Genomic DNA, 21210 nt, shown 5'->3' on the forward strand with positions numbered 1-21210 from the left:
TTGCAGGGAGGGGAGCAAGGACGCCAAACATCAGCCGATCGGCTTGGTCCGAATGTTCAGCTGACCCGCCAAACCGGCAACGCGATGCTTCTCGATCGCCTGATATTCGGGCGACTGGACCATCGCCATCATCGCGGCGCGGGACGGATATTGCGCCAAGGCGACCATGTCCCAGAGCTCGTCCACCTCGCCCAGCATCAGCTCGGTGACGGCGCCCGCATAGAGTTGCTTGCCGCCGACTGCGGCCAAGCACGCCTGGACGCCGGCGCCATAACGGGCATAGGCCTCGCGTCCCGACAGGCCGGCGTCGCTGCCGTCGGGGTAATCGGCGCGCTCCTTGAACTTGAGCAAATTGACCATCACGAACGGGCCGTCTTCGGTGCCGCCGAAGAACGCCGCCGCCTGTTCCGCCGGCGGGAATACCGCGTTGACGACGTTCATGCCGCGACGCCCGTATCAGCGCGGATCAGGTCGTCGATCAGGCCGCACAATTCCTCCGGCGCGTCCTCCTGAATGAAGTGCCCACCACCGGCGATAATCCGGTGCGGCTGCCCTCTGGCGCCCGGAATGCGATCGATGAAGGCTCGTTCCCCGCCCTTGGTAATGGCATCCTTGTCGCCGAACGCGGTCAGCACCGGGCGATCGAAATGTTCGAGCACCGTCCAGGCGGAGCGATTCTCCGCGACCGACGCATGATCGGGCGTGATAGGTACCAACGCCGGAAACTGGCGCGCGCCCTCCTTGTAGGTCTCATCGGGAAACGGCGCGTCATAGGCCGCGATCTCGGCGGCGGTCAGGTCGCGGGTGGTGCCGCCGTTGACGATGAAGCCGACCGGGAATTGCGGCACGTTCTGGCTGAATGCGAGCCAGGCATCGAACCCTTCGGACGATCCGGTCCCGACCGGCAGCCCCGTATTGGACACGACCAGCCGCGCGAAACGGTCGGGAAAGGCCGCGACCAGCCGCAGGCCGATCAGCCCGCCCCAATCCTGACAGAACAAGGTGATGTTGGTGAGGTCGAGCGCGGTGAGCCAGTCGCTCATCCAGGCGACATGGCGTTCAAAGGTGTAATCGCTTCGTGCCGCCGGCTTGTCCGACTTGCCGAAGCCGATCAGGTCTGGCGCGATCACCCGGTGCCCGCGCGCGACGAGGATGGGGACGAACTTGCGGTAGAGGTACGACCAGCTCGGCTCGCCGTGCATCAGGAGGATCGGCGCGGCGTCGCGCGGGCCTTCATCGACATAGTGAATGCGCAGCGCGGTCCCATCGGCATCGGTCACCGTCAGATAATGCGGCGCGAACGGATAATCGGCCAGCCCGGCGAAGCGCTCGTCCGGCGTTCGCAATACTTCCATCGCCATCTCCCCTCGCTGCACTTATTGGCACTATGCGTGCCATAATAGCCGCAAAGGGTCAACGCGTGCTCGAGAGGCGATTCAGTTCGCGCCGCCGCGCCCCACGCATTGGTGATCCTGCAGGTCCTCGCCCGATCCATCATATCCGCTGGCCGGATCCGCGCGCGCCGCGAGCAACACGAAGCCCCGGCCGTCCTTGAATGTCGCCCCGGCAAGGACGAGCGTCCAGGCACCCATCTCGGCGGGCGGCACTTTCAGTCCATCGGCCAGCGCGGCGAACGGATCGATCGGCACACGGTCGTCGCCGTCGATGCGCAGCGCATAATAGCCGTGACCGGCGAGCGTCATCGGCGCCGACCAGCGGCGCCCGATCGCGGCTAGCTGGCGATGAAGGTCATCGCGGACGTCGATCCGCAGACAATCGACATGGAGATGCAGAAGGTCCTGGCTGCGGCCGTAGATCGAATTGACCGCGATCCCGACATCGTCGCGCGTCAATGTCGTGCCGAGCCGCTGGTCGACCAGCCGGCGCACGCGCCAGGCGGGATCGAAATAGTTGGTCGCGCCCGGCGCTAGGAGCTGCGGATCCTCGATGCCGGTGATGAGCCGCGTCGGCATGACGAGATACTGGCTGACACCGACGCGGTCCTTGAGCACGGCATAACCCTTGTCGACACCACCGCCGATCGCGACTTCGGCGCAGGGATCGGGCTTGGCGTTCGCCTGCTGGTCGGGAACGCATTTGCCGTTGACGATGCCCCACAGCACTTGCCCATTGGCATGGACCGGCGGCGGCGGCAGGATCATCGCCGAGCGCGGCGCGCTCAACGGCGCGGCGCAACCGGCCAGCATCGAACTACCGGCAAGCGCAACCATCAAACTGAAAGCTCTCGCCAATGTCATCCGCTGTTCCCTCAAGTTCGATCGAGCCCTCGCCACTCTAAAGCCGGCCAGTCCGGGCAGCTAGTGGATCGGGCAGATTCGGCTGCGACACCGGCGATAGCAGTCTCGCGAGCCAAGCCGCAGAGCCGTCCGGCACAGTGCGCGGGCTCGCACGGTCGACGAGCCCGCGATATGTCGATGCATATGGATAATCCCGTCATCTCCCTGCCTGCGGGCACCGTTCGCGGCGTAAGCGACGGCGTCGTGGAGCGCTTCGTCGGCATTCCCTATGCCGCGCCTCCGGTCGGCGAACGCCGGTTCCTCGAGCCGCAACCGGCCGAGCGCTGGCAAGGCGAGCGCGACTGCACCGTGCCTGGGCCGAACGCACCGCAGCGCGTCCGCGACTTCCCTGGGCTCGACGTCCATGTCCTGGTCGGCAACGGCTGGATCGAGGGCGACGATTATCTGACGCTCAACGTCTGGCGTCCGATCGGCGCGGCCACCGAACTGCCGGTGATGGTGTTCATCCATGGCGGTGGCTTCGTCGTCGGCAGCAAGGATGCGCCGGTGCAGGACGGCAGCACCTTCGCGCGTGACGGCGTGATCTGCGTCGCGATCAACTATCGCATGGGGATCGACGGTTTCCTGCCGATCCCCGGCGTGCCGACCAATCTCGGCCTGCGCGACCAGATCGCGGCTTTGGCCTGGGTACGCGACAATATCGCGGCATTCGGCGGCAATCCCGCCAATGTCACCGTGTTCGGCGAAAGTGCGGGTGCAATGTCGATCGCCAACCTGATCGCCTCGCCGCTTGCCGAGGGCCTTTTCCGCCGCGCCATCATCGAAAGCGGCCATGGCGCGATGACGCGCGACATTCCGGTCGCGCGCCGACTGGTCGACAAGCTGGCCAAGCTGCTCGGCGTCAGCGCCGACAAAGCGGGGTTCGCCAGCGTTCCACCGGGCGAGCGGATGATCGACGCGCTCGAGAAAGTGAACATGCCGACCACCCGGATCGACTTGCGCGATGCCGCAGGAATGGAGCCGGTGTTCGGGATCAGCCGCTTCGTGCCCGTTCATGGCGATGATGTGTTGCCGCACCGCCCGCTCGATGCGCTAAAGGATGGCGCCGGTGCAGATGTCGATGTGCTGATCGGGACCAATGCCGAGGAGATGAACCTCTATCTGGTGCCGACCGGCGTGCGCGCCAAAGTGGGCAAGTTCCTTTCCTGGTTCGTGCTGCGGCGCTCGATTCCCAGGGCATGGGCGATCCTGAAGGCATACGGCATGGGCGCGGGCAAGCCACCGGGCCAGGCACTGACCGACGCGATGAACGATTTGGTGTTCCGCTGGCCGGCGCGGCGCTTTGCCGAGGAGCATCGCGGGCGGACCCATTTCTACGAATTCGACTGGCGATCGCCGATGTTCGGCGGTGAGCTGGGCGCGGCGCACGGCATGGAGCTCCCATTCGTGTTCGACACGCTGGCAACCGCGACCGGCAATCAGGGGCTGTGCGGCATCAACCCGCCGCAAGACCTGGCGACACGGATTCACGCGCTGTGGGTACGATATGCGACCGACGGTACCCTGCCCTGGCCCGAATTCGACCGCGAGACGCGCCAGGTCCATCGTCTATCGGCCGATGAGACGATCAGCGAACCGGTGATGCCGGCCGCCGCTTTCCTGCCCTGATTTTTCCGAGGAGTTTTCCGATGTATCTCGAGCGCCTACGCCTCGACGGCAAGGTCGCGTTCGTCACCGGCGGCGCCCAGGGAATCGGCTATTGCTGCGCCGAGGCGCTGGCTGAAGCCGGGGCGCGCGTGACGATCGGCGACCGCGATGCCGACGCAATCGGTAAAGCGATTGAGACGCTGGCAGCGAAGAGTTATGCGCTCGACGGCGTCGTGCTCGACGTGACGAAATCCGCCGACGTCACGCGCGTCGCCGATCAACTCGCGGCGCGCGCCGGACGCATCGACATCCTGGTCAATAATGCCGGGATCGCGCGTAGCGAGACGGCAGCCGAGGACGTCGCCGACGAGCATTGGCTCAACGTCCTCGACGTCAATCTCAACGGCACTTTCTGGTGCGCGCGCGCTTTTGGCCGGCACATGCTCGCGCAAGGATCGGGCAGCATCGTCAATGTCGGGTCGATGTCTGGCTTCATCGTCAACCGGCCGCAGCCGCAAAGTTATTACAATGCGTCCAAGGCGGCGGTGCACCAACTGACCAAAAGCCTTGCTGCCGAATGGGCGGATCGCGGCGTACGGGTCAATGCGGTCGCACCGACCTATATCGCGACCCCGCTCAATGCTTTCGCCGACCAGCAAGGCGAAATGTACAAGCGCTGGATCGACGGCACGCCGCAAAGCCGGCTCGGCGAACCCGAGGAAGTCGCCTCGGTCGTGCATTTCCTGGCTTCCGACGCGGCCAGCCTGATGACCGGCAGCATCGTGCTGGCGGACGGCGGCTATACGTGCTGGTGAGTCCCGAACGGCGAAGTGCGCGGTCCGATCGGCATAGAAACAGACCTTTCATATAGGTCAGCTGTCAGATAGGTCGGCTGGGGATAAGGGTACGTTGTGTATCCACCCCGAGGGGAGACCTGATGCGTTACAAGAACCTGCTTGCCGCCGGCGTGGCAGTCACCGCGATCGCGGCGATGCCGGCCTTTGCCCAGGATGCCGGCAAGGCGCCCAACGTCGCCGTGGCGGCGGCGGCTGACGATCAGACCGGCGACGCACCGGCCGCGACGGCCGGGCAGGACGATCCCAACGACATCATCATCACCGCGCGCCAGCGCAGCGAATCGCTGAAGAACGTGCCGATCGCGGTAACCGCGCTGACCGGGGAAGAGCTCAAGGATCGCCAGGTCAATACGGTCAAGGACATTGCTGCCTATACGCCGGGCCTGAACATCAACTCCGACTCGGTCGGACGCGCCTTCGTGTCGATCCGCGGCATCGGCACCACGCTGATCGATACCGTCCAGCCAGGCGTCGGCATCTTCATCGATGGAATCTATCAGCCCAATACCAGCTACCTCAACTCGCCGATCGTCGACGTCGCGCGGATCGAGGTGTTGCGCGGGCCGCAAGGCACCCTGTTCGGCAACAACACGCTGGGCGGCGCGATCAACGTCATCACGCGCCAGCCGGGCAATGACTGGGAAGGCCGGCTCGATGCCACCGCGGCGGGTCCCGACAGCTATTATTCGGTGTCAGGCAGCGTCAGCGGCCCGATCGCCCCGGACCTGCTCTCGTTCCGCATCGGCGCGTCGTACCACGTACAGGACGGCTTCCAATACAACACGCTGGCGCACGGCGACATGAACCCCCTCGACCAGCGTTCGATCGGCGGCACGCTGCGCTTCACGCCCGCTCCCTGGGCAGTGATCACTGCCAACGCCAATTACGACCGGGTTGAGGGCGGCAGCACCGCCTATGTCCATGTTGCGGGCCCGACCGACTATCGGCTCGACGGCGCGACCAACGTGCTCAATCGTACCGCGATCAAATATCAGGGCTACAATCTGAAGGGTGAATTCGACCTCGACGCGATCCACACCAAGATTACCGCGGTCGCGGCGTACAATCAGAAGGACCTGAGCGGCGTCAGCGACGGCGATTTCGGTCCGGTCGACCTGCTGCGCTCGAACGGGGGCTCGCGCCTGATCACCAAGACCGGCGAACTGCGCTTCGACACCAAGTGGAACGACAATATCTCCACGCTGATCGGCGTGTTCGCGGACCGCTACACCCAACGCGGCACGAACATCAGCCATCTCGATCTGAGCCCGTTGCTGGGCCTGCCGGCCGGCACGATCACCCGCCAGTCGACATCGAGCACTTTCGTCGAGAACAAGCAGCAGGCGGTGTTCGGCACCGTCTTCCTGACCTTCGGCAAGACCGACATCGCCATCGGCGGTCGCTATGACCATCAGAAGCTGACCGGTCGCCAGGTCGACATCGCCGCGGTAGGTGCACCCGCCGCCACCTACATTCCGCCGGTTTATTCGAAGGATCAGTTCCAACCGCGCGTGACCCTGACCGAACGCTGGACGCCCAATTTCATGACCTACGCCTCGGTCGCCAAGGGCATTCGCGGCGGTGGGCAGAACGGCCCCGGCACGCGTCCGCAGGACGCTCTGTACAAGGGCGACAGCGTCTGGACCTATGAAGTCGGCACCAAGGTTTCGAGCGGCGGACTGTCGATCAACGCCGACATCTTCTACAACGATTATCGCGACTTCATCGGCCAGAACTCGCTCGCGCCCAATTCGACCGGCGCCGGGTTCGTCGCGATCAATCTGAATACGGGCAAGGTCGAGAGCTATGGCGCGGAGGTCGAGGCGCATTGGCGAGTCACGCCCAACTGGCGGTTCGACGGCAGCTTTGCCTATGTCCATGCGCGGATCACCGACGACAGCCAGTATTTCGCCACCACCGGCCAGCATGTGTCGACCGATCGGATCATCTTCACGCCGGACTACAATTACAGCCTGAACACCACCTACACGCTGCCGATCGACAGCAAATCGCTGGTGTTCGACGCCGGCGTGGTCGGCAAGGGCAGCCGGATCGGGTCGACGCTCGACCCAGCGGTGGCGCCGCGCCTCGCGCCCTATTCGCTAGTCAACGGATCGATCACGATGAAGTTCGCCAGCGGCTTCTCGATCGGCGTGTTCGGCACCAATTTGTTCAACCAGAAATATATCGAGAGCTACATCGACAAGTCGGCGCTGGTGAAGGCCGGCCTGGCCGCGATCGCGTCGGACCTCGCGATTCAGGGCGACCGCCGCCGCTACGGCGTTCGCGCCAGCCTCAAGTTTTGAGGCGGAGATGACGGCGATCGCCGAAACGGTCAGCCGTGCGCCGGTCGACCCGAGCTTCATCCTTACCCTGGGGGGGAGGTTTGGTGATCGGGTGCAGACCGGCGAGGCGGTGCGCCGGCAGCATGGGACGAGCGAAGCGCATTTCGATCCCATGCTGCCCGACGCGGTGGTGTACGCACGGAGCACGGCCGACGTCGTCGACCTGGTCCGCCTGTGCACCACCGCGGGCGTCCCGATCGTGCCGTTCGGCGCCGGGACCTCGATCGAAGGCAATGCCTTGCCGATCCGCGGCGGGGTCAGCCTGGATCTGTCGGAGATGACCGAGATCGTCGCCGTCAACGCCGAGGATTTCGACTGCACGGTCCAGGCCGGCGTTCGACGCGAGGAACTCAACGCGCATCTGCGCGACACCGGTTTGTTCTTCCCGATCGATCCCGGCGCCAATGCGACGATCGGCGGCATGGCGTCGACGCGGGCGAGCGGCACCAATGCTGTCCGCTATGGCACGATGCGCGAGGCGGTGCTGGCGCTGACCGTCGTCACGCCGCAAGGCGACGTGATCCGCACCAGCCGTCGGGCGCGCAAATCGGCGGCCGGATATGATCTGACCCGGCTCTATGTCGGGTCCGAAGGCACGCTCGGCATCATCACCGAAGTGACGCTGAGGCTGCACCCGATCCCGGAGACGATCAGTTCGGCGGTGTGCGGGTTCGATACGCTGCAAGGCGCGGTCGATACCGTGGTGCAGGCGATCCAATTGGGCGTGCCGCTGGCGCGGGTCGAGATCCTCGACGACATGCAGATCCGCGCGGTCAATCTGTGGTCGAAGATGGACCTGCCCGAAGTCACTACCCTGTTCTTCGAATTCCACGGTTCTGCCCAAGGCGTCGCCGAACAGGTCGAGACGGTGAGCCAGCTGGCGCAGGCCAATGGCGGCGGCAATTTCCAATGGGCATCGACGGCGGAAGAACGCTCGAAGCTGTGGAAAGCGCGGCACGAGGCCTATTATGCCGCGGTCAATCTGCGCCCCGGCGCGATCGGCTGGGCAACCGATGTCTGCGTGCCGATCAGCCGGTTGCCCGAATGCATCACCGAGACCAAGGCCGATCTCGAGCAGGCCAGCCTGCCCGCTACCATCCTGGGACATGTCGGCGACGGCAATTTCCACGTGATCTTCTCGATCGATCCCGACGACCCCGCCGAGATGGCGGAAGTAGAAGCGATCAATGCCCGCCTGATCCAGCGCGCGCTGGCGATGGACGGCACCTGCACCGGCGAGCACGGCATCGGCATCGGCAAGCAGCGCTGGCTGGTCGAGGAACTCGGCGATGGCGCGGTCGAGGTCATGCGCATGATCAAGCGCGCGATGGATCCGCTCGACCTCTTCAATCCGGGCAAGATTTTCGCCCTTTGACGGCAACCTGATACGTCACGGAACGCTGTTCCCGAACCGTCAACAGGAGGAATCCATGTCCCGTTCCCTGCATCTGGTCGACCCCGCGCTGCGCCCCTTGCTGGAGGCATGGCCGACCTTTTCCCTGAGCGCGGAGACGCTGGTCCAGATGCGCGAGCGTGAGCAACTACTGCCGTTCGAGGTCGATCGCGACGGCACCAGCCTGGAGATCAGGACCGTGCCCGGTCCCGCGGGCGCTCCCGATATCGCGCTCCATATTTACAAGCCGGAAGGCCTCGCGGGGCCATTGCCGACAATCTATCACATCCATGGCGGCGGCTATGTCGGCGGCAGCGCGGCGCAGATGGAATTCCTGGTCCGTCCGCTGGTCAAGGCGCTGGGCTGCGCGCTGGTCTCGGTCGATTACCGGCTGGCGCCCGAGCACGTTTTCCCGGCCGCGATCGAGGATTGCTATGCCGGATTGCGCTGGACGGTGGACAATGCCGAGGCGCTGGGCCTCGACACCGCGCGCCTGGGCGTGATGGGCGAAAGCGCCGGCGGTGGACTAGCGGCGGCGCTCGCGTTGCTGGCGCGCGATCGCGGCGAATATAGCCTCGCCTTCCAGCATCTGACTTATCCGATGATCGACGATCGCACTGCCACGGCCAGCGATCCGCATCCCTATACGGGCGAGTTCATCTGGACGGCCGCCAGCAACCATTTCGGTTGGTCGTCGCTGCTCGGCCAAGCGCCGGGCGGGCCCGATGTGTCGCCTTATGCGGCGGCTGCGCGCGCCACCGACCTGAGCGGTCTGCCGCCGGCCTATATCATGACCGGGACGCTCGACCTCTTCCTCGAGGAGGATATCGATTATGCGCGCCGACTGATCCGCGCCGGGGTTCCGACCGAGCTCCATGTCTATCCCGGCGGGATGCACGGGTTCGACATCATGCCGGTCGGGGACGTCGCGACCGCTGCGCAGGCGGCGCGCCTAGCCGCGCTCAAGCGGGCGCTCGCCTGATGGCGACATTATCCCCAGCGGCACCGCACGCCCCGGCGCGAGGCTTCGCCAGCGCGCTCGGGCCGTTGCTGCTGCTCGCCTTGCTGATGGTGATCGGCTTCGCGGTGATGGGATCGTTCGGCGTGGTGCAGGAAGGCGCCAAGGCCGAACTGGGGTTGAGCGACAATATGCTCGGCATGATCCAGGGGCTCGGCGCCGCGGTGCCGTTGGTGCTCTTCTCGATCCCGATCGGGATCCTGGTGGATCGCTTCAATCGCGTGCGGCTGATGCTGATTCTCGCGGCGGTCTGGACCCTGGGCACCGCGCTGACCGCCTTCGCGCCCAATGTCGCGACCTTGGTCGTCGCGCGGATGCTGACGGGGATCGGCACCACCGGCGCGCTGACCGCGGCGCTGTCGCTGTCCGCGGATCTGTGCGCGCCGGATCAGCGCGGCCGCGCGCTGCTGATCGTCAATCTCGGCAAGGCGCTGGGCGTCGCCGCGGCCTTCGCGCTGACGGGCTGGTTGTTCGGCCGGTTCCTCGGTCATGCGCTTCCCGATCTGCTGGCCGGCGCACCACCCTGGCGCAGCACGCACGCCGCGCTCGCCTTGCTCAGCGCCGTTCTGCTCGTGCCGCTGCTGCTGATGCGCGAGCCCGCGCGGCAAGAGGTCGAGGCCGGGCCCGACGCGCCGTTCCGCACGGTGGTGCATGAATTATGGTCGCGGCGCGCGTTCCTGATCCCGCTGTTCGTCGGGCAGGTCGCGGTCGTGATGGCCGACGCCGCTGCCGGCATCTGGGCGTCACCGATCCTGTCGCGGATCTACGGATTGCAGCCGCAAGACTTCGGCGCCTGGATGGGGGCGATCCTGTTCGGCACCGGCGTAGTGGGCGCGATCCTCGGCGGGTTCGCTGCCGACCTCGGGCAGAAGAGCGGCCGGCGTGGCGGGCTGTTAATCGGCGCGGTCATCGCTGCAGCAGTCGGCATTCCGGCGGCATTGTTCTCGATCAGCCCGACGGTCCCGATCTTCGCGGTGGCGTTCGGCACGCTGGCCTTGTGCGGGACGATCACCGGGTTGATCACCTCAGTCGCCCTGACCGTGCTGATCCCCAACGAATTGCGCGGACTGTGCATCGGCGCGTTCATCGCGATTGCCGGACTGATCGGCTTCGGCCTCGCCCCCTCGCTCGTTGCCGGCGTCAGTACGATGCTGGGCGGCGAACATCATATCGGCCAGGCCCAGGCGATCGTCGGTGTGACCGTCAGCCTGTTGTCGTTTGTGGGATTCCTCGTCGCGATGCGCCGTGCCCCTCGTTCCGCGACCGAAGAACCTATCTGATAGCTATTGCATTAGCTGTCCGATAGGTTATGAAGGCTGGGACGATGAGTCGGGAAGAGGGTGTCGCCATGCAGATCAAACAGCGTGTCGAGGTGTCGCATGAAATGCTGTCGTTCGTCGGCTCCGGAATAGTACCGATGGGCGGCTGGCCGGAGGGATCGGTCGGGATGAGTTTTCGGCTCAACGACGCCAGCCTGGGCTTTCATGCGCAGCCGACCGGGGTCGAGATGATCGACAGCGACCTCGCGTTCGTGGTCACCGCCGAAGCCTGCCGCCGCATCTTCGGCTTCGTGCCGCTCGACGATGCGCGCTGGCATATGCCGACCGACCTGCGCGCGATCGTCATCGCCCTGGTCGATTGCCGCCTGCCCGGCCCGGCGCGCGACACGCTGCGGCTGGCCAAGAGCATCGAATTGCTGTGCGCGACCTTCGAAAAGCTCGCCGCCGACGATCTCGTCGCGGCCGACGCGACGGGGGAACTCAAGGAAGTGGATGCCCGCCGCATCGTCGCGGCGCGCCGGTTGATCGACGAGCGCTGGAACGAAAAGCTCACGCTCGATTCGATCGCGCGCGCCTGCGGCCTCAATCGCGCCAAGCTGACGCGCGGGTTCCGCAGCATGTTCGACATGACGGTGGCCGACGCGATCGCCGAGATGCGGCTCGGGGGCGCCAGCGAGATGCTGCGATCGACCGACTTGCCGGTGTCGTCGATCGGTTACCGCTGCGGCTATCTCAACAATGCCAGCTTCACCCGCGCTTTCTCGCGCCGCTACGGGGTTGCGCCTACGCGCTATCGTGCGCATCGTCTCGCCGCATGAGCGAGGGGGTTCGCGCCATCGAAGGCGGCTCGTTGGTCGATCGCGCGGTCCGCTGCGTGCGCGACCATATCCGCGACAACGACCTGAAGGTCGGCGACACGTTGCCCGGTGAGGGCGCGTTCGCCGAGCAATTGGGCGTCAGCCGCGCGGTGATGCGCGAGGCGTTCTCGACCCTGGCCGCGTTGCACCAGATCGATGTCGGCAACGGCCGCAAGGCGCGTGTCGCGGCGATCGACGGGTCGGTGCTGTCGACATCGCTCGACCATGCCGTCGCCACCGCGCAAGTCACGGTCAACGAAATCTGGGACGTCCGCCGCACGCTGGAATTGCGCACCGCCGAGCTAGCCGCGATCCGGCGCAGCGACGCCGAGGCGCGCGCGATCCTGGGTCATGCCGAGGCAATGGCGGCGCATGGCGGTGATCTCGACGAGCTCACTCGCCACGACATCGCCTTTCACCAGGCGATCGCCAAGGCGAGCGGCAACGTGCTGTTCTACAACATCATCCGTTCGTTCGAGTCGCTGATGACCGTGGCGGTGCCCACCGCCTGGCACACCCGCACCACCGCCGAGCAGCGGGCAACGGTGCTCGAACAGCATCACCGCCTGGCGGAAGCGATCGCCAACCGCGACGCGGCGGCGGCGGTGGCCGAGATGAACACGCATTTCGACACCTCGATCGCCGATTTGTTTGCACGCTATTCGGCAGCGATCTAGGGCAAGTCGCTCCACGATCCGGAGTCGCGCGCGATGATAGCCAGCCTGTTCGCCGTCCTGTTGCTGCAGACGGCGCCCGCCGCTGCCGCACCTGTCTGCACCGCCACCGTCGCGCCGCCGGCGGGACTCGAAGCGTGGAGCTCGGCGCCCGGCATGACCGCCGACGCGATCCCACCGGGCAAGAATATCGCGCTGACCCTGCGGCCAGTCGACGGTGTGACGTTTCCGCTGACGCCGGCCCGGCCGCCTGCCCCTGGCACCTTCGGCGGCGTCTATCACGTGACCGTGGCAACTGCCGGCACCTATCGCGTCGTGTTGCAGAACGGCGCGTGGATCGATCTAGTGCGCGACGGCAAGTCGTTGACTTCGGCCGGTCATATGGAAGGAGCGCCCTGTTCGGGCATCCGCAAGATCGTCGATTTCGACCTCCAGACCGGAACCTATAGTGTGCAATTGTCCGGCGCGAAGACCCCGCAAATGCGGATCCTGATCGCCGCGAAATAGCTTGTTGCGGCTTCGCAACTGATAAAATTTGCGACAAACCGGTGTTTGACACGCACCGATCGGGAAACCATCAGCCGCCCATGCCTTTCCCCCCCAACCGTCGGGTGGCGCGGTCCGCCCTCGCCACGATATCGATCGGCCTGTTCGCGCTGAGCGCGTGCGGCGCGCGCGACAACGCCGCCAAGGGCGGCCGGCACGGCCAGCAGGGCACTCCCGAAGTCGGCTATATCGTGATCCAGCCGGCCAGCGTGCCGATGGTCACGGAACTTGCCGCACGCACCAGTGCCTATCAGACATCGGAAGTCAGGCCGCAGGTATCGGGCATCATCCGCAAGCGGTTCTTCACCGAAGGGTCGTTCGTGAAGAAGGGCCAGCCGCTCTACCAGATCGACCCCAGTCTCTATCGCGCGGCGACCAATCAGGCTGCGGCTAATCTGGCAAGCGCACAGGCGAGCGCCGAAGCGGCGAAGGTCAAGGCCGACCGCTACGCTCCGTTGGCCAAGGAGCAAGCGGTCGCGGCGCAGGATTACACCGACGCCGCCGCCGCCGCCCGCCAGGCCAAAGCCGCGGTCGCCCAGAACCGCGCCGCGCTCGACACCGCGAAGATCAACCTGCGCTTCACCACCGTGCCCGCGCCGATCAGCGGCAAGATCGGCCGCTCGCTGTTCACCGAAGGCGCGCTGGTTGCCAACAACCAGACCGATCCGCTGGCGGTGATTTCGGCGCTCGATCCGATCTATGTCGATATCCAGCAAAGCTCCGCCGACCTGCTGCGCCTGCGTCGGGCACTCGCCGGCGGCGGCGCCGTGCCGACCAAGGCCGAAGTCCATCTGAAGCTCGAGGACGGCAGCGACTATGGCTATGTCGGCAGCGTCGAATTCTCCGAAGTCACGGTCGATCCCACCACCGGGACGGTGACGCTGCGCGCACGCTTCCCCAATCCGCAAGGGCTGCTGTTGCCCGGCATGTTCGTCCGCGCCGATTTCGCTCAGGCCAGCGATCCCAATGCATTCCTGATCCCCCAAACCGCGGTGACGCGCGACCCCAAGGGCAACGCCCAGGTCTATGTGCTGAGCGCCGACAACAAGGCGATCCCGCGCAATATCACCACGTCGCGCACTATCGGCGTCAATTGGGTGGTGACCGGCGGCCTGAAACAGGGCGACAAGGTGATCACCGAAGGCATCGGCAAGCTGAAGCCCAATCAGCCGGTCAAGCCGGTCCCCGCGGGGTCGCCGCAGAAGATCGGGGCGCCGCAAGGGGACAAGCGCACCGGCACGGGCGGCTGAGCCCATGTCGCGCATCTTCATCGACCGGCCGATCTTCGCCTGGGTCATCGCGATCATCATCATGCTGGTCGGCCTGGGCAGCATCTTCACGCTACCCGTCGAACAATTCCCCGACGTGGCGCCGCCGCAAGTCAATATCCGCGCGAGCTATCCGGGCGCGTCGGCGGTCACGCTGGAAAATAGCGTCACCCAGGTGATCGAGCAGCAACTGACCGGCATCGACGGCCTGCTCTATTTCAGCTCGAACTCGTCGTCGCGCGGCCAGGTGACGATCAGCGCGACGTTCCAGAAGGGTACCAATCCCGACATCGCGCAGGTCCAGGTCCAGAACAAGGTCCAGCAGGCGCTGAGCCGCCTGCCCCAACAGGTCCAGCAACAGGGCCTGACGGTAACCAAGTCGAACCCCGACTTCCTGCTGATCGCGGCGATCTACGACACCACCGACCAGAAGACGAACCTCGACGTCTCCGACTATCTGGTGTCCAACCTGCAGGACTCGATCGGGCGCATCCCCGGCGTCGGCGACACCAATGTGTTCGGCGCGCAATATGGCATGCGCATCTGGCTCAACCCCGACAAGCTGCAAAGCTACAGCCTGGTGCCGGCCGACGTCACGACGGCGATCACCGCGCAGAATGCCGAGGTCGCGGCAGGCGAGGTCGGCGGCGTGCCGAGCGGCCCCGATCAGATGCTGAACGCGACGGTCACCGCGCAGTCGCGCCTCTCGACCCCGGCGCAATTCGCCAACATCGTCGTCAAGACGCAGCCCGACGGGTCGACCGTTCGCCTGTCCGATGTCGCCAGGATCGAACTCGGTTCGGAAAGCTACGCGATCGTCAGCCGGGTCAACGGCCATCCTGGGGCGGGCATCGCGGTCAGCCTGGCGCCGGGCGCCGACGCACTGACCACCGCCGAGCTGGTCAAGAAAGAGATCGAGACCCAGTCGAAGAACTTCCCGCCCGGCTTCGCCTACGATTTCCCCAACGATTCGACGACCTTCATCAAGCTGTCGATCGACGACGTGGTGAAGACATTGTTCGAGGCGATCGTGCTGGTCGTCATCGTCATGTTCGTGTTCCTGCAAAGCTGGCGCGCGACCCTGATCCCGACGATCGCCGTGCCGGTCGTGCTGCTCGGAACATTCGGCGTGTTCGCCGTCGCGGGCTTCTCGATCAACACGCTGACTCTGTTCGGCCTGGTCCTCGCGATCGGCCTGCTGGTCGACGATGCGATCGTCGTGGTCGAGAATGTCGAACGCGTGATGGAAGAGAATCCGGGGATGTCCCCGCGCGACGCCACCATCCAGTCGATGAGCGAGATCCAGGTCGCGCTGGTCGCGATCGCGTTGGTCCTGTCGGCGGTGTTCCTGCCGATGGCGTTCTTCGGCGGATCGACCGGCGTGATCTATCGCCAATTCTCGCTGACGATCGTGTCGGCGATGGTGCTGTCGGTGGTCGTCGCGTTGATCCTGACCCCGGCGCTGACCACGACCTTGCTCAAGCGCAAGGAAGAAGAGCGACACGAGGGCTGGGTCTATCGCCATACGGAAAAGGCGCGCGACTGGTTCAACACCAATTTCGAGCGGATGGTGAACTGGTACACCGACCGGGTGAGCAGAGTGGTCGACCGCAAATGGCTGTTCCTGGCGATCTATGCCTGCGTCATCGCGATCCTGGTGATCCTGTTCGTGCGGCTGCCGACCGGCTTCCTGCCCACCGAGGATCAGGGTTTCGCGCAGATCCAGTTCAACCTGCCGGCGGGCGCGACGATCAACCGCACCCAAGCGGCGCAAAAGACGATCGAGAATTATTTCCTCAAGACCGAAGGCAAGAATACAGCCGCCATATTGAGCGTGTCCGGTACGGGCGGCGGCGGTGGTGGCGGCCAGAATGCCGGGCGTGGCTTCGTCGCGCTAAAGGACTGGAGCGAGCGGAAGGGCAGCGAGAACGGCGCCGATGCGATCACCAACCGTGCGACCAAGGCGCTTGGCGGGCTGCGCGATGTCGAATTCTACGCGACGGTCCCGGCCGCCGTGCGCGGTCTGGGCCAGTCGTCGGGATTCACCGTCGAGCTCGAGAATACCGGTGGCCTGACTCGCGATCAGTTCCGGGCAGCGCGCGACCAATTGCTGGCTGAGGCGCGCGCCGATCCGACGCTCGCCGCGGTGCGCCCGAGCGACCTGCCCGACCAGCCGACGCTCAAGGTCGACACCGACGCCCAGAAGCTGTCGGTGTTGGGGCTGACCCAGGCCAGCGTCAACGCGACGTTGTCGACGGCCTGGGGCGGCAGCTATGTCAACGACTTCAACGACCGCGGCCGCGTCAAGCGGGTCTATGTCCAGGGCGATGCGCCGTACCGCTCGTCGCCCGAGGACATCGCCAAATGGTACGTCCGCGGCTCGAACGGGCAGATGGTCCCGTTCTCTTCCTTCGCGACCATCTCCTGGTCGAACGCGCCGACCTCGCTGAGCCGCTTCAATGGCATTTCCTCGTACGAAATTTCCGGCCAGTCGGCGCCGGGCAAGAGCTCGGGCGACGCGATGAAGCGGATCGAGGAGATGGCCGCCAAGATACCGGGCACCTCGATCGAATGGAGCGGCGCGTCCTATCAGGAGCGTTTGTCCTCGGGCCAGGCGCCGATCCTCTATGGCCTGTCGCTGCTGGTCGTGTTCCTGTGCCTGGCGGCGCTCTATGAGAGCTGGACGATCCCGATCGCGGTGCTGCTGATCATTCCGCTCGGGCTGGTCGGATCGGTGTTCGCGGTGACGCTGCGCGGCTTGCAGAACGACGTCTATCTGCAGATCGGCTTGCTGACGACGATGGGCCTGGCGGCCAAGAACGCGATCCTGATGATCGAATTCGCGGAGCAAGCGGAGAAGTCCGGCAAGCGGGTGATCGAAGCCGCGCTGGAAGCCGCGCGCATTCGTCTCCGCCCGATCCTGATGACCAGTTTCGCCTTCATCTTCGGGGTTCTGCCGCTGGCGATCGCGACCGGGGCCGGCGCCAACAGCCGCGTCGCGATCGGCACCGCGGTGATCGGCGGCATGCTGACCGCGACGATCCTGGCGGTGTTCTACATCCCGTTGTTCTTCGTGCTGGTCCGCCGCACGACGCGCGACGCGTTGAAGCACCTCCACCACGAGCACCCGGCCCCGCCGCCGGCCGAACCGGAGGCCACGGCATGATCCGCAAGCTCACCGCCGTGACGATGATGGCGAGCCTGACCGCATGCTCGCTCGCGCCCAAATATGAGCGCCCCGCAGCGCCGGTGCCACAGAGCTGGCCGGTCGGCGACGCCTATCTGCGCACCAGCGAAGCGGCGCTGCCGACCGTGCGCTACCAGGACGTGTTCCGCGACCCGCGGCTGCAGACGCTGATCGTCCAGGCGCTGGCCAATAATCGCGACCTACGCGTCGCCGCCGCCAATATCGCCGCGGCGCGAGGCCAGTTCCGCATCCAGCGCGCCGAATTGTTTCCCGAGGTCGATGCCGGCGCCGGCGCCACCTTCCGCGGCGGCCAGGGCGCGACCGGCGCCAAGTCCAGCTTCGATGCCAATGTCGGCATCAACGCGTTCGAAGTCGACCTGTTCGGGCGCATCCGCTCGGAATCCGACCGCGCCCTCAACAGCTATTTCGCGACCGAGGCGGCGGCGCGCGCGACGCGGCTGACGCTGATCGGCGACATTGCCGATGCGTGGCTGACCTATGCCTCGGACAAGAGCCTGCTCAAGATCGCGCAGGATACCGCGGCCAGCGCCCAGATCAGCGTCGAGCTGACGCAGAAACGCCTGAACGGCGGGATCGCGCCGCGCACCGATCTGCGCCAGGCGCAACTGACCCTCGACACGGCCAGGGCCGACGTCGCCCAGCAGACCACCGCGCTGGCGCAGGATGTCAATGCTTTGCAATTGCTGGTCGGCGCGCCCGTCGATCCCGCTAATCTACCCAATTCGATCGACGAGGCGGGCGCGACCCTGGCCGAGATCCCCGCCGGCCTCGATTCGTCGATCCTGTTACGGCGGCCCGACGTGGTCGAGGCCGAATATCAGTTGCGCGCGGCCAATGCCGAGATCGGCGCGGCGCGCGCGGCGTTGTTCCCGAAGATCAGCCTGACTGGCCTGGCCGGCTTCGTCAGCAACGCGCTTGGCTCGCTATTCACCGGCGGAGCATTCAATTGGCAGGCCGGAGCTGCGGCGAGCTATCCGATCTTCCGCGCCGGCGCCGGCAAGGCCAATGTCGACGTGACCAAGGCGCAACGCGATGCCGCGCTGGCGACCTATGAAAAGACCATTCAGACCGCGTTCCGCGAAGTCGCCGACGCGCTGGCACGGCGCGGCACGATGACCGCCCAGCTCACCGCGACGCGCGACCTGCGCGATGCCGCGGCGGACAATTACAAGCTGTCGGACATGCGCTACCGCGGCGGGATCGATTCCTATCTCGACAGCCTCATCGCGCAGCGCTCTTATTATTCGGCGCAACAGACGCTGATCAACACCCAGCTCGTTCGGGCCGGCAACCTGGTCACGCTGTATCGCGCGTTGGGCGGGGACTCGCTCGTCGAGGCGACCAAGGACGGGCCCAAGGCGCCGGCGGGTTAACTTCGTCCGCATGCCCGTGACGTGCTGCGTCGGCCGCGGCGCTTCTCGCGTCCGCCTCCGGTATATACCCTAGGGCGCGTACCCAAATTTCGCCGCTCGGCCGGCGATCCTATGCCCAACCCTTCTCGATCCCTGATCTGGAGGGGGGCTAATCATAATGAATTCGAAACGGCTATGGCTGTGGCTGGGGGCGATCTTCGTCGCCTCCTTCGCGGTGCTCGGCTTTCTCGGCCGGGAAATCTACGTGCAGGCGCCGCCGGTGCCCAACCGGGTCGCGGTCGCGAACGGAGCCACCGTCTACACCCGCGACGACATCCAGTCGGGCCGCGAGGTCTGGCAGAGCCTGGGCGGCATGGAGCTCGGCTCGGTCTGGGGGCATGGCAGCTATGTCGCGCCCGACTGGAGCGCCGACTGGCTGCACCGCGAGGCGACCACGTTGCTCGATATCTGGGCGAAGCGCGACGCGGGCAAGGCGTTCGCCGACCTGACCGCCGAGCAGCAGGCCGCGCTCCAGGCGCGGCTCAAAACCGAGCTTCGCACCAACCGCTACGATCCCGCGACCGACACGATCACCGTGTCCGCGGAGCGGGCCCAGGCGATCGGTCTGGTCGCCGATCATTATGTCCGGCTGTTCAGTACCGACCCGGCGCTCCGTCCGCTGCGCACCCAATATGCTATTCCGGAACGGTCACTGAGCAGCGACAGCGACCGCGCCAAATTGGGCGCGTTCTTCTTCTGGACGTCCTGGGCCAGCGTGACCAACCGGCCGGGAGCGGCGATCAGCTATACCAACAATTGGCCGCATGACCCGCTGGTGGGCAATTTGCCCTCCGGGTCGCTCGGCATGTGGTCGATCGCGAGCGTGCTGTTCCTGATCGCCGGTATTGGCTGGCTGACCTGGCACCAAGCCCGGCGCGGGGAGGAAGATCATGTGGCGACCCCGGCCAGCGATCCGCTGCTGTCGATGACGCCGACGCCGTCGATGAAGGCGACCACCAAATATTTCGTCACCGTGGTCGGGCTGTTCCTGGCCCAGGTCCTGCTGGGAGCGATCACCGCGCATTACGCGGTCGAGGGTCAGGATTTCTATGGCATCCCTATCTCCGACGTCATTCCCTATTCGTTGACCCGGACTTGGCACACCCAACTTGGCATCTTCTGGATCGCCACTGCCTGGCTGGCGACGGGCCTTTATGTCGCGCCGATGCTGTCGGGGCACAAGCCCAAGTTCCAGCGCCTTGGTGTCAACGTGCTTTGGGTTGCGTTGCTGGTCGTGGTGATCGGATCGTTCGTCGGCGAGTGGCTGGGCGTTCAGCAGAAGCTGGGGCATGGCGCGGGTAATTTCTGGTTCGGGCACATGGGGCTCGAGTTCGTCGATCTCGGCCGCTTCTGGGCGATCCTGTTGTTCGCCGGGCTGATGATCTGGCTGACCCTTGTCGGCCGCGCCTTGTGGCCGGCGCTCAAGACGCCATCGGAAAGCCGTGGCCTTATCGGCATGGTGTTCGTGTCGACGATCTGCATCGGCCTGTTCTTTGGCGCCGCGCTGACCTGGGGTCGCCACAGCTCGCTCTCGATGATCGAATATTTCCGCTGGTGGGTCGTCCACCTGTGGGTCGAAGGCTTTTTCGAGGTGTTCGCCACGGCGGTGATCGCGCTGATCTTTGCCGGGCTAGGGCTGGTGCGGGCACGTGCGGCCAATGCCGCCGTGGTATTCTCGACCACCGTGTTCCTGACCGGCGGCATCCTCGGCACGCTGCACCACCTCTATTTCTCAGGCACGACCACGCCGGTCATCGCCTGGGGCGCCATGTTCTCGGCGCTGGAAGTGGTCCCGCTGGCATTGCTGGGGGTGGAGGCCTTCCACAATTATCGCATGACCAAGGCCGCACCATGGGTGCAGACCTATAAATGGCCGATCCTGTTCTTCGTCGCGGTGTCGTTCTGGAACCTCGTCGGCGCCGGCATATTGGGCTTTGCGATCAACCCGCCGATCTCGCTCTATTACGTCCAGGGCCTCAACCTCACCGCCAGCCACGGTCATGCCGCGCTGTTCGGGGTGTACGGGATGCTCGGCATCGGGCTGATGCTGTTCTGCCTGCGCACCGCCTATCGCGAAGCGGTCTGGTCGGACGCGATCCTGAAGCCGACCTTCTGGACGCTCAACATCGGGCTTGGCGCGATGGTGTTCCTCAGCCTGGTCCCGGCGGGCCTGTACCAGGCCTATCAGAGCGTCACCCACGGCTTCTGGTATGCGCGCTCGCCGGCGGTCGTCCACAGCAAGGTGATGGAGACGCTGGTCTGGATGCGGGTACCCGGCGACATCGTGTTCGGGTGCGGCGCGATCCTGCTTGCGCTGTTCCTCGCCCGGTTGCTGCTCCTTCGCAGCCCGACCGTGGTGCGGACCTACCCGACACCGGAACTGGTGCCCGCCGAATAGCCGGCACTGCCGCGGGGGATCGGGACGCATCGTCGGCCCTGTTCCCCGC

General features: G+C 65.6%; 16 protein-coding genes. 13 read left to right on the top strand and 3 right to left on the bottom strand.

Features of this window, described 5'->3' with window-relative positions:
• Positions 1-30 precede the first annotated feature (30 nt).
• The 3 genes from SPR01S_RS06045 to SPR01S_RS06055 form a co-directional block, all read right to left on the bottom strand.
• Positions 31-441 (bottom strand): DUF1330 domain-containing protein, encoded by a 411-nt coding sequence (locus SPR01S_RS06045; RefSeq protein WP_066586464.1) that lies wholly within the window; start codon positions 439-441, stop codon positions 31-33.
• Positions 438-1355 (bottom strand): haloalkane dehalogenase, encoded by a 918-nt coding sequence (locus SPR01S_RS06050; protein WP_066586677.1) that lies wholly within the window; start codon positions 1353-1355, stop codon positions 438-440. Before SPR01S_RS06050 ends, SPR01S_RS06045 begins: the two co-directional genes overlap by 4 nt.
• 81 nt (positions 1356-1436) lie before the next feature.
• On the bottom strand, positions 1437-2258 hold the full coding sequence (locus SPR01S_RS06055) for a CDP-diacylglycerol diphosphatase (protein WP_084250989.1): 822 nt from the start codon (positions 2256-2258) through the stop codon (positions 1437-1439).
• A 171-nt stretch (positions 2259-2429) separates the two neighbouring features.
• Here SPR01S_RS06055 and SPR01S_RS06060 point away from each other — a divergent pair, with 171 nt between their 5' ends.
• The 13 genes from SPR01S_RS06060 (at position 2430) to SPR01S_RS06120 (ending at position 21161) form a co-directional block, all read left to right on the top strand.
• Positions 2430-3926, top strand: coding sequence for a carboxylesterase/lipase family protein (locus SPR01S_RS06060; RefSeq protein ID WP_218016715.1), 1497 nt, complete (start codon positions 2430-2432; stop codon positions 3924-3926).
• A gap of 20 nt (positions 3927-3946) precedes the next feature.
• A complete protein-coding gene (locus SPR01S_RS06065) occupies positions 3947-4720 on the top strand; it encodes an SDR family NAD(P)-dependent oxidoreductase (protein ID WP_066586472.1) in 774 nt (257 codons plus the stop codon).
• Between the two features lie 122 nt (positions 4721-4842).
• The gene (locus SPR01S_RS06070; protein ID WP_066586474.1) at positions 4843-7068 is read left to right on the top strand and encodes a TonB-dependent receptor; all 2226 of its coding nucleotides are present in this window, start codon (positions 4843-4845) and stop codon (positions 7066-7068) included.
• 7 nt (positions 7069-7075) lie between these two features.
• Positions 7076-8482 carry an FAD-binding oxidoreductase gene (locus tag SPR01S_RS06075; protein ID WP_066586477.1) on the top strand — a complete coding sequence of 469 codons (1407 nt, stop codon included), beginning with the start codon at positions 7076-7078 and terminating at the stop codon, positions 8480-8482.
• A gap of 55 nt (positions 8483-8537) precedes the next feature.
• Positions 8538-9482, top strand: a complete 945-nt coding sequence (locus SPR01S_RS06080) for an alpha/beta hydrolase (protein ID WP_066586480.1) — start codon at positions 8538-8540, stop codon at positions 9480-9482.
• Positions 9482-10798, top strand: coding sequence for an MFS transporter (locus SPR01S_RS06085; protein ID WP_066586483.1), 1317 nt, complete (start codon positions 9482-9484; stop codon positions 10796-10798). The genes SPR01S_RS06080 and SPR01S_RS06085 overlap by 1 nt, the downstream gene beginning before the upstream one ends.
• 44 nt (positions 10799-10842) lie before the next feature.
• Entirely contained in the window at positions 10843-11616 is a 774-nt protein-coding gene (locus SPR01S_RS06090; protein WP_245661891.1) for a helix-turn-helix domain-containing protein, read from the top strand.
• A complete protein-coding gene (locus tag SPR01S_RS06095; protein WP_066586485.1) occupies positions 11613-12332 on the top strand; it encodes a FadR/GntR family transcriptional regulator in 720 nt (239 codons plus the stop codon). The genes SPR01S_RS06090 and SPR01S_RS06095 overlap by 4 nt, the downstream gene beginning before the upstream one ends.
• Before the next feature lie 33 nt (positions 12333-12365).
• Positions 12366-12836, top strand: coding sequence for a hypothetical protein (locus SPR01S_RS06100; RefSeq protein ID WP_066586488.1), 471 nt, complete (start codon positions 12366-12368; stop codon positions 12834-12836).
• Positions 12837-12916: 80 nt separating this feature from the next.
• Positions 12917-14125: an efflux RND transporter periplasmic adaptor subunit gene (locus tag SPR01S_RS06105; RefSeq protein ID WP_066586490.1), complete on the top strand. Its 1209-nt coding sequence runs from the start codon at positions 12917-12919 to the stop codon at positions 14123-14125.
• A gap of 4 nt (positions 14126-14129) precedes the next feature.
• Positions 14130-17309 (top strand): efflux RND transporter permease subunit, encoded by a 3180-nt coding sequence (locus tag SPR01S_RS06110; RefSeq protein ID WP_066586492.1) that lies wholly within the window; start codon positions 14130-14132, stop codon positions 17307-17309.
• Positions 17306-18724, top strand: coding sequence for an efflux transporter outer membrane subunit (locus tag SPR01S_RS06115; RefSeq protein WP_066586494.1), 1419 nt, complete (start codon positions 17306-17308; stop codon positions 18722-18724). Before SPR01S_RS06110 ends, SPR01S_RS06115 begins: the two co-directional genes overlap by 4 nt.
• A gap of 157 nt (positions 18725-18881) precedes the next feature.
• On the top strand, positions 18882-21161 hold the full coding sequence (locus SPR01S_RS06120; RefSeq protein WP_066586497.1) for a nitric-oxide reductase large subunit: 2280 nt from the start codon (positions 18882-18884) through the stop codon (positions 21159-21161).
• Positions 21162-21210 lie beyond the last annotated feature (49 nt).

It is taken from the genome of Sphingomonas pruni NBRC 15498 (genome assembly GCF_001598455.1).
GTDB classification, from domain to species: Bacteria; Pseudomonadota; Alphaproteobacteria; order Sphingomonadales; family Sphingomonadaceae; genus Sphingomonas; species Sphingomonas pruni.

Coding starts and splice junctions, on each gene's coding strand:
- SPR01S_RS06115 (WP_066586494.1), top strand. CDS start 17,306: ATGATCCGCAAGCTCACCGCCGTGACGATGATGGCGAGCCTGACCGCA.
- SPR01S_RS06085 (WP_066586483.1), top strand. CDS start 9,482: ATGGCGACATTATCCCCAGCGGCACCGCACGCCCCGGCGCGAGGCTTC.
- SPR01S_RS06100 (WP_066586488.1), top strand. CDS start 12,366: ATGATAGCCAGCCTGTTCGCCGTCCTGTTGCTGCAGACGGCGCCCGCC.
- SPR01S_RS06060 (WP_218016715.1), top strand. CDS start 2,430: ATGTCGATGCATATGGATAATCCCGTCATCTCCCTGCCTGCGGGCACC.
- SPR01S_RS06095 (WP_066586485.1), top strand. CDS start 11,613: ATGAGCGAGGGGGTTCGCGCCATCGAAGGCGGCTCGTTGGTCGATCGC.
- SPR01S_RS06070 (WP_066586474.1), top strand. CDS start 4,843: ATGCGTTACAAGAACCTGCTTGCCGCCGGCGTGGCAGTCACCGCGATC.
- SPR01S_RS06120 (WP_066586497.1), top strand. CDS start 18,882: ATGAATTCGAAACGGCTATGGCTGTGGCTGGGGGCGATCTTCGTCGCC.
- SPR01S_RS06045 (WP_066586464.1), bottom strand. CDS start 441: ATGAACGTCGTCAACGCGGTATTCCCGCCGGCGGAACAGGCGGCGGCG.
- SPR01S_RS06080 (WP_066586480.1), top strand. CDS start 8,538: ATGTCCCGTTCCCTGCATCTGGTCGACCCCGCGCTGCGCCCCTTGCTG.
- SPR01S_RS06055 (WP_084250989.1), bottom strand. CDS start 2,258: ATGACATTGGCGAGAGCTTTCAGTTTGATGGTTGCGCTTGCCGGTAGT.
- SPR01S_RS06065 (WP_066586472.1), top strand. CDS start 3,947: ATGTATCTCGAGCGCCTACGCCTCGACGGCAAGGTCGCGTTCGTCACC.
- SPR01S_RS06075 (WP_066586477.1), top strand. CDS start 7,076: ATGACGGCGATCGCCGAAACGGTCAGCCGTGCGCCGGTCGACCCGAGC.
- SPR01S_RS06110 (WP_066586492.1), top strand. CDS start 14,130: ATGTCGCGCATCTTCATCGACCGGCCGATCTTCGCCTGGGTCATCGCG.
- SPR01S_RS06105 (WP_066586490.1), top strand. CDS start 12,917: ATGCCTTTCCCCCCCAACCGTCGGGTGGCGCGGTCCGCCCTCGCCACG.
- SPR01S_RS06050 (WP_066586677.1), bottom strand. CDS start 1,355: ATGGAAGTATTGCGAACGCCGGACGAGCGCTTCGCCGGGCTGGCCGAT.
- SPR01S_RS06090 (WP_245661891.1), top strand. CDS start 10,843: ATGAGTCGGGAAGAGGGTGTCGCCATGCAGATCAAACAGCGTGTCGAG.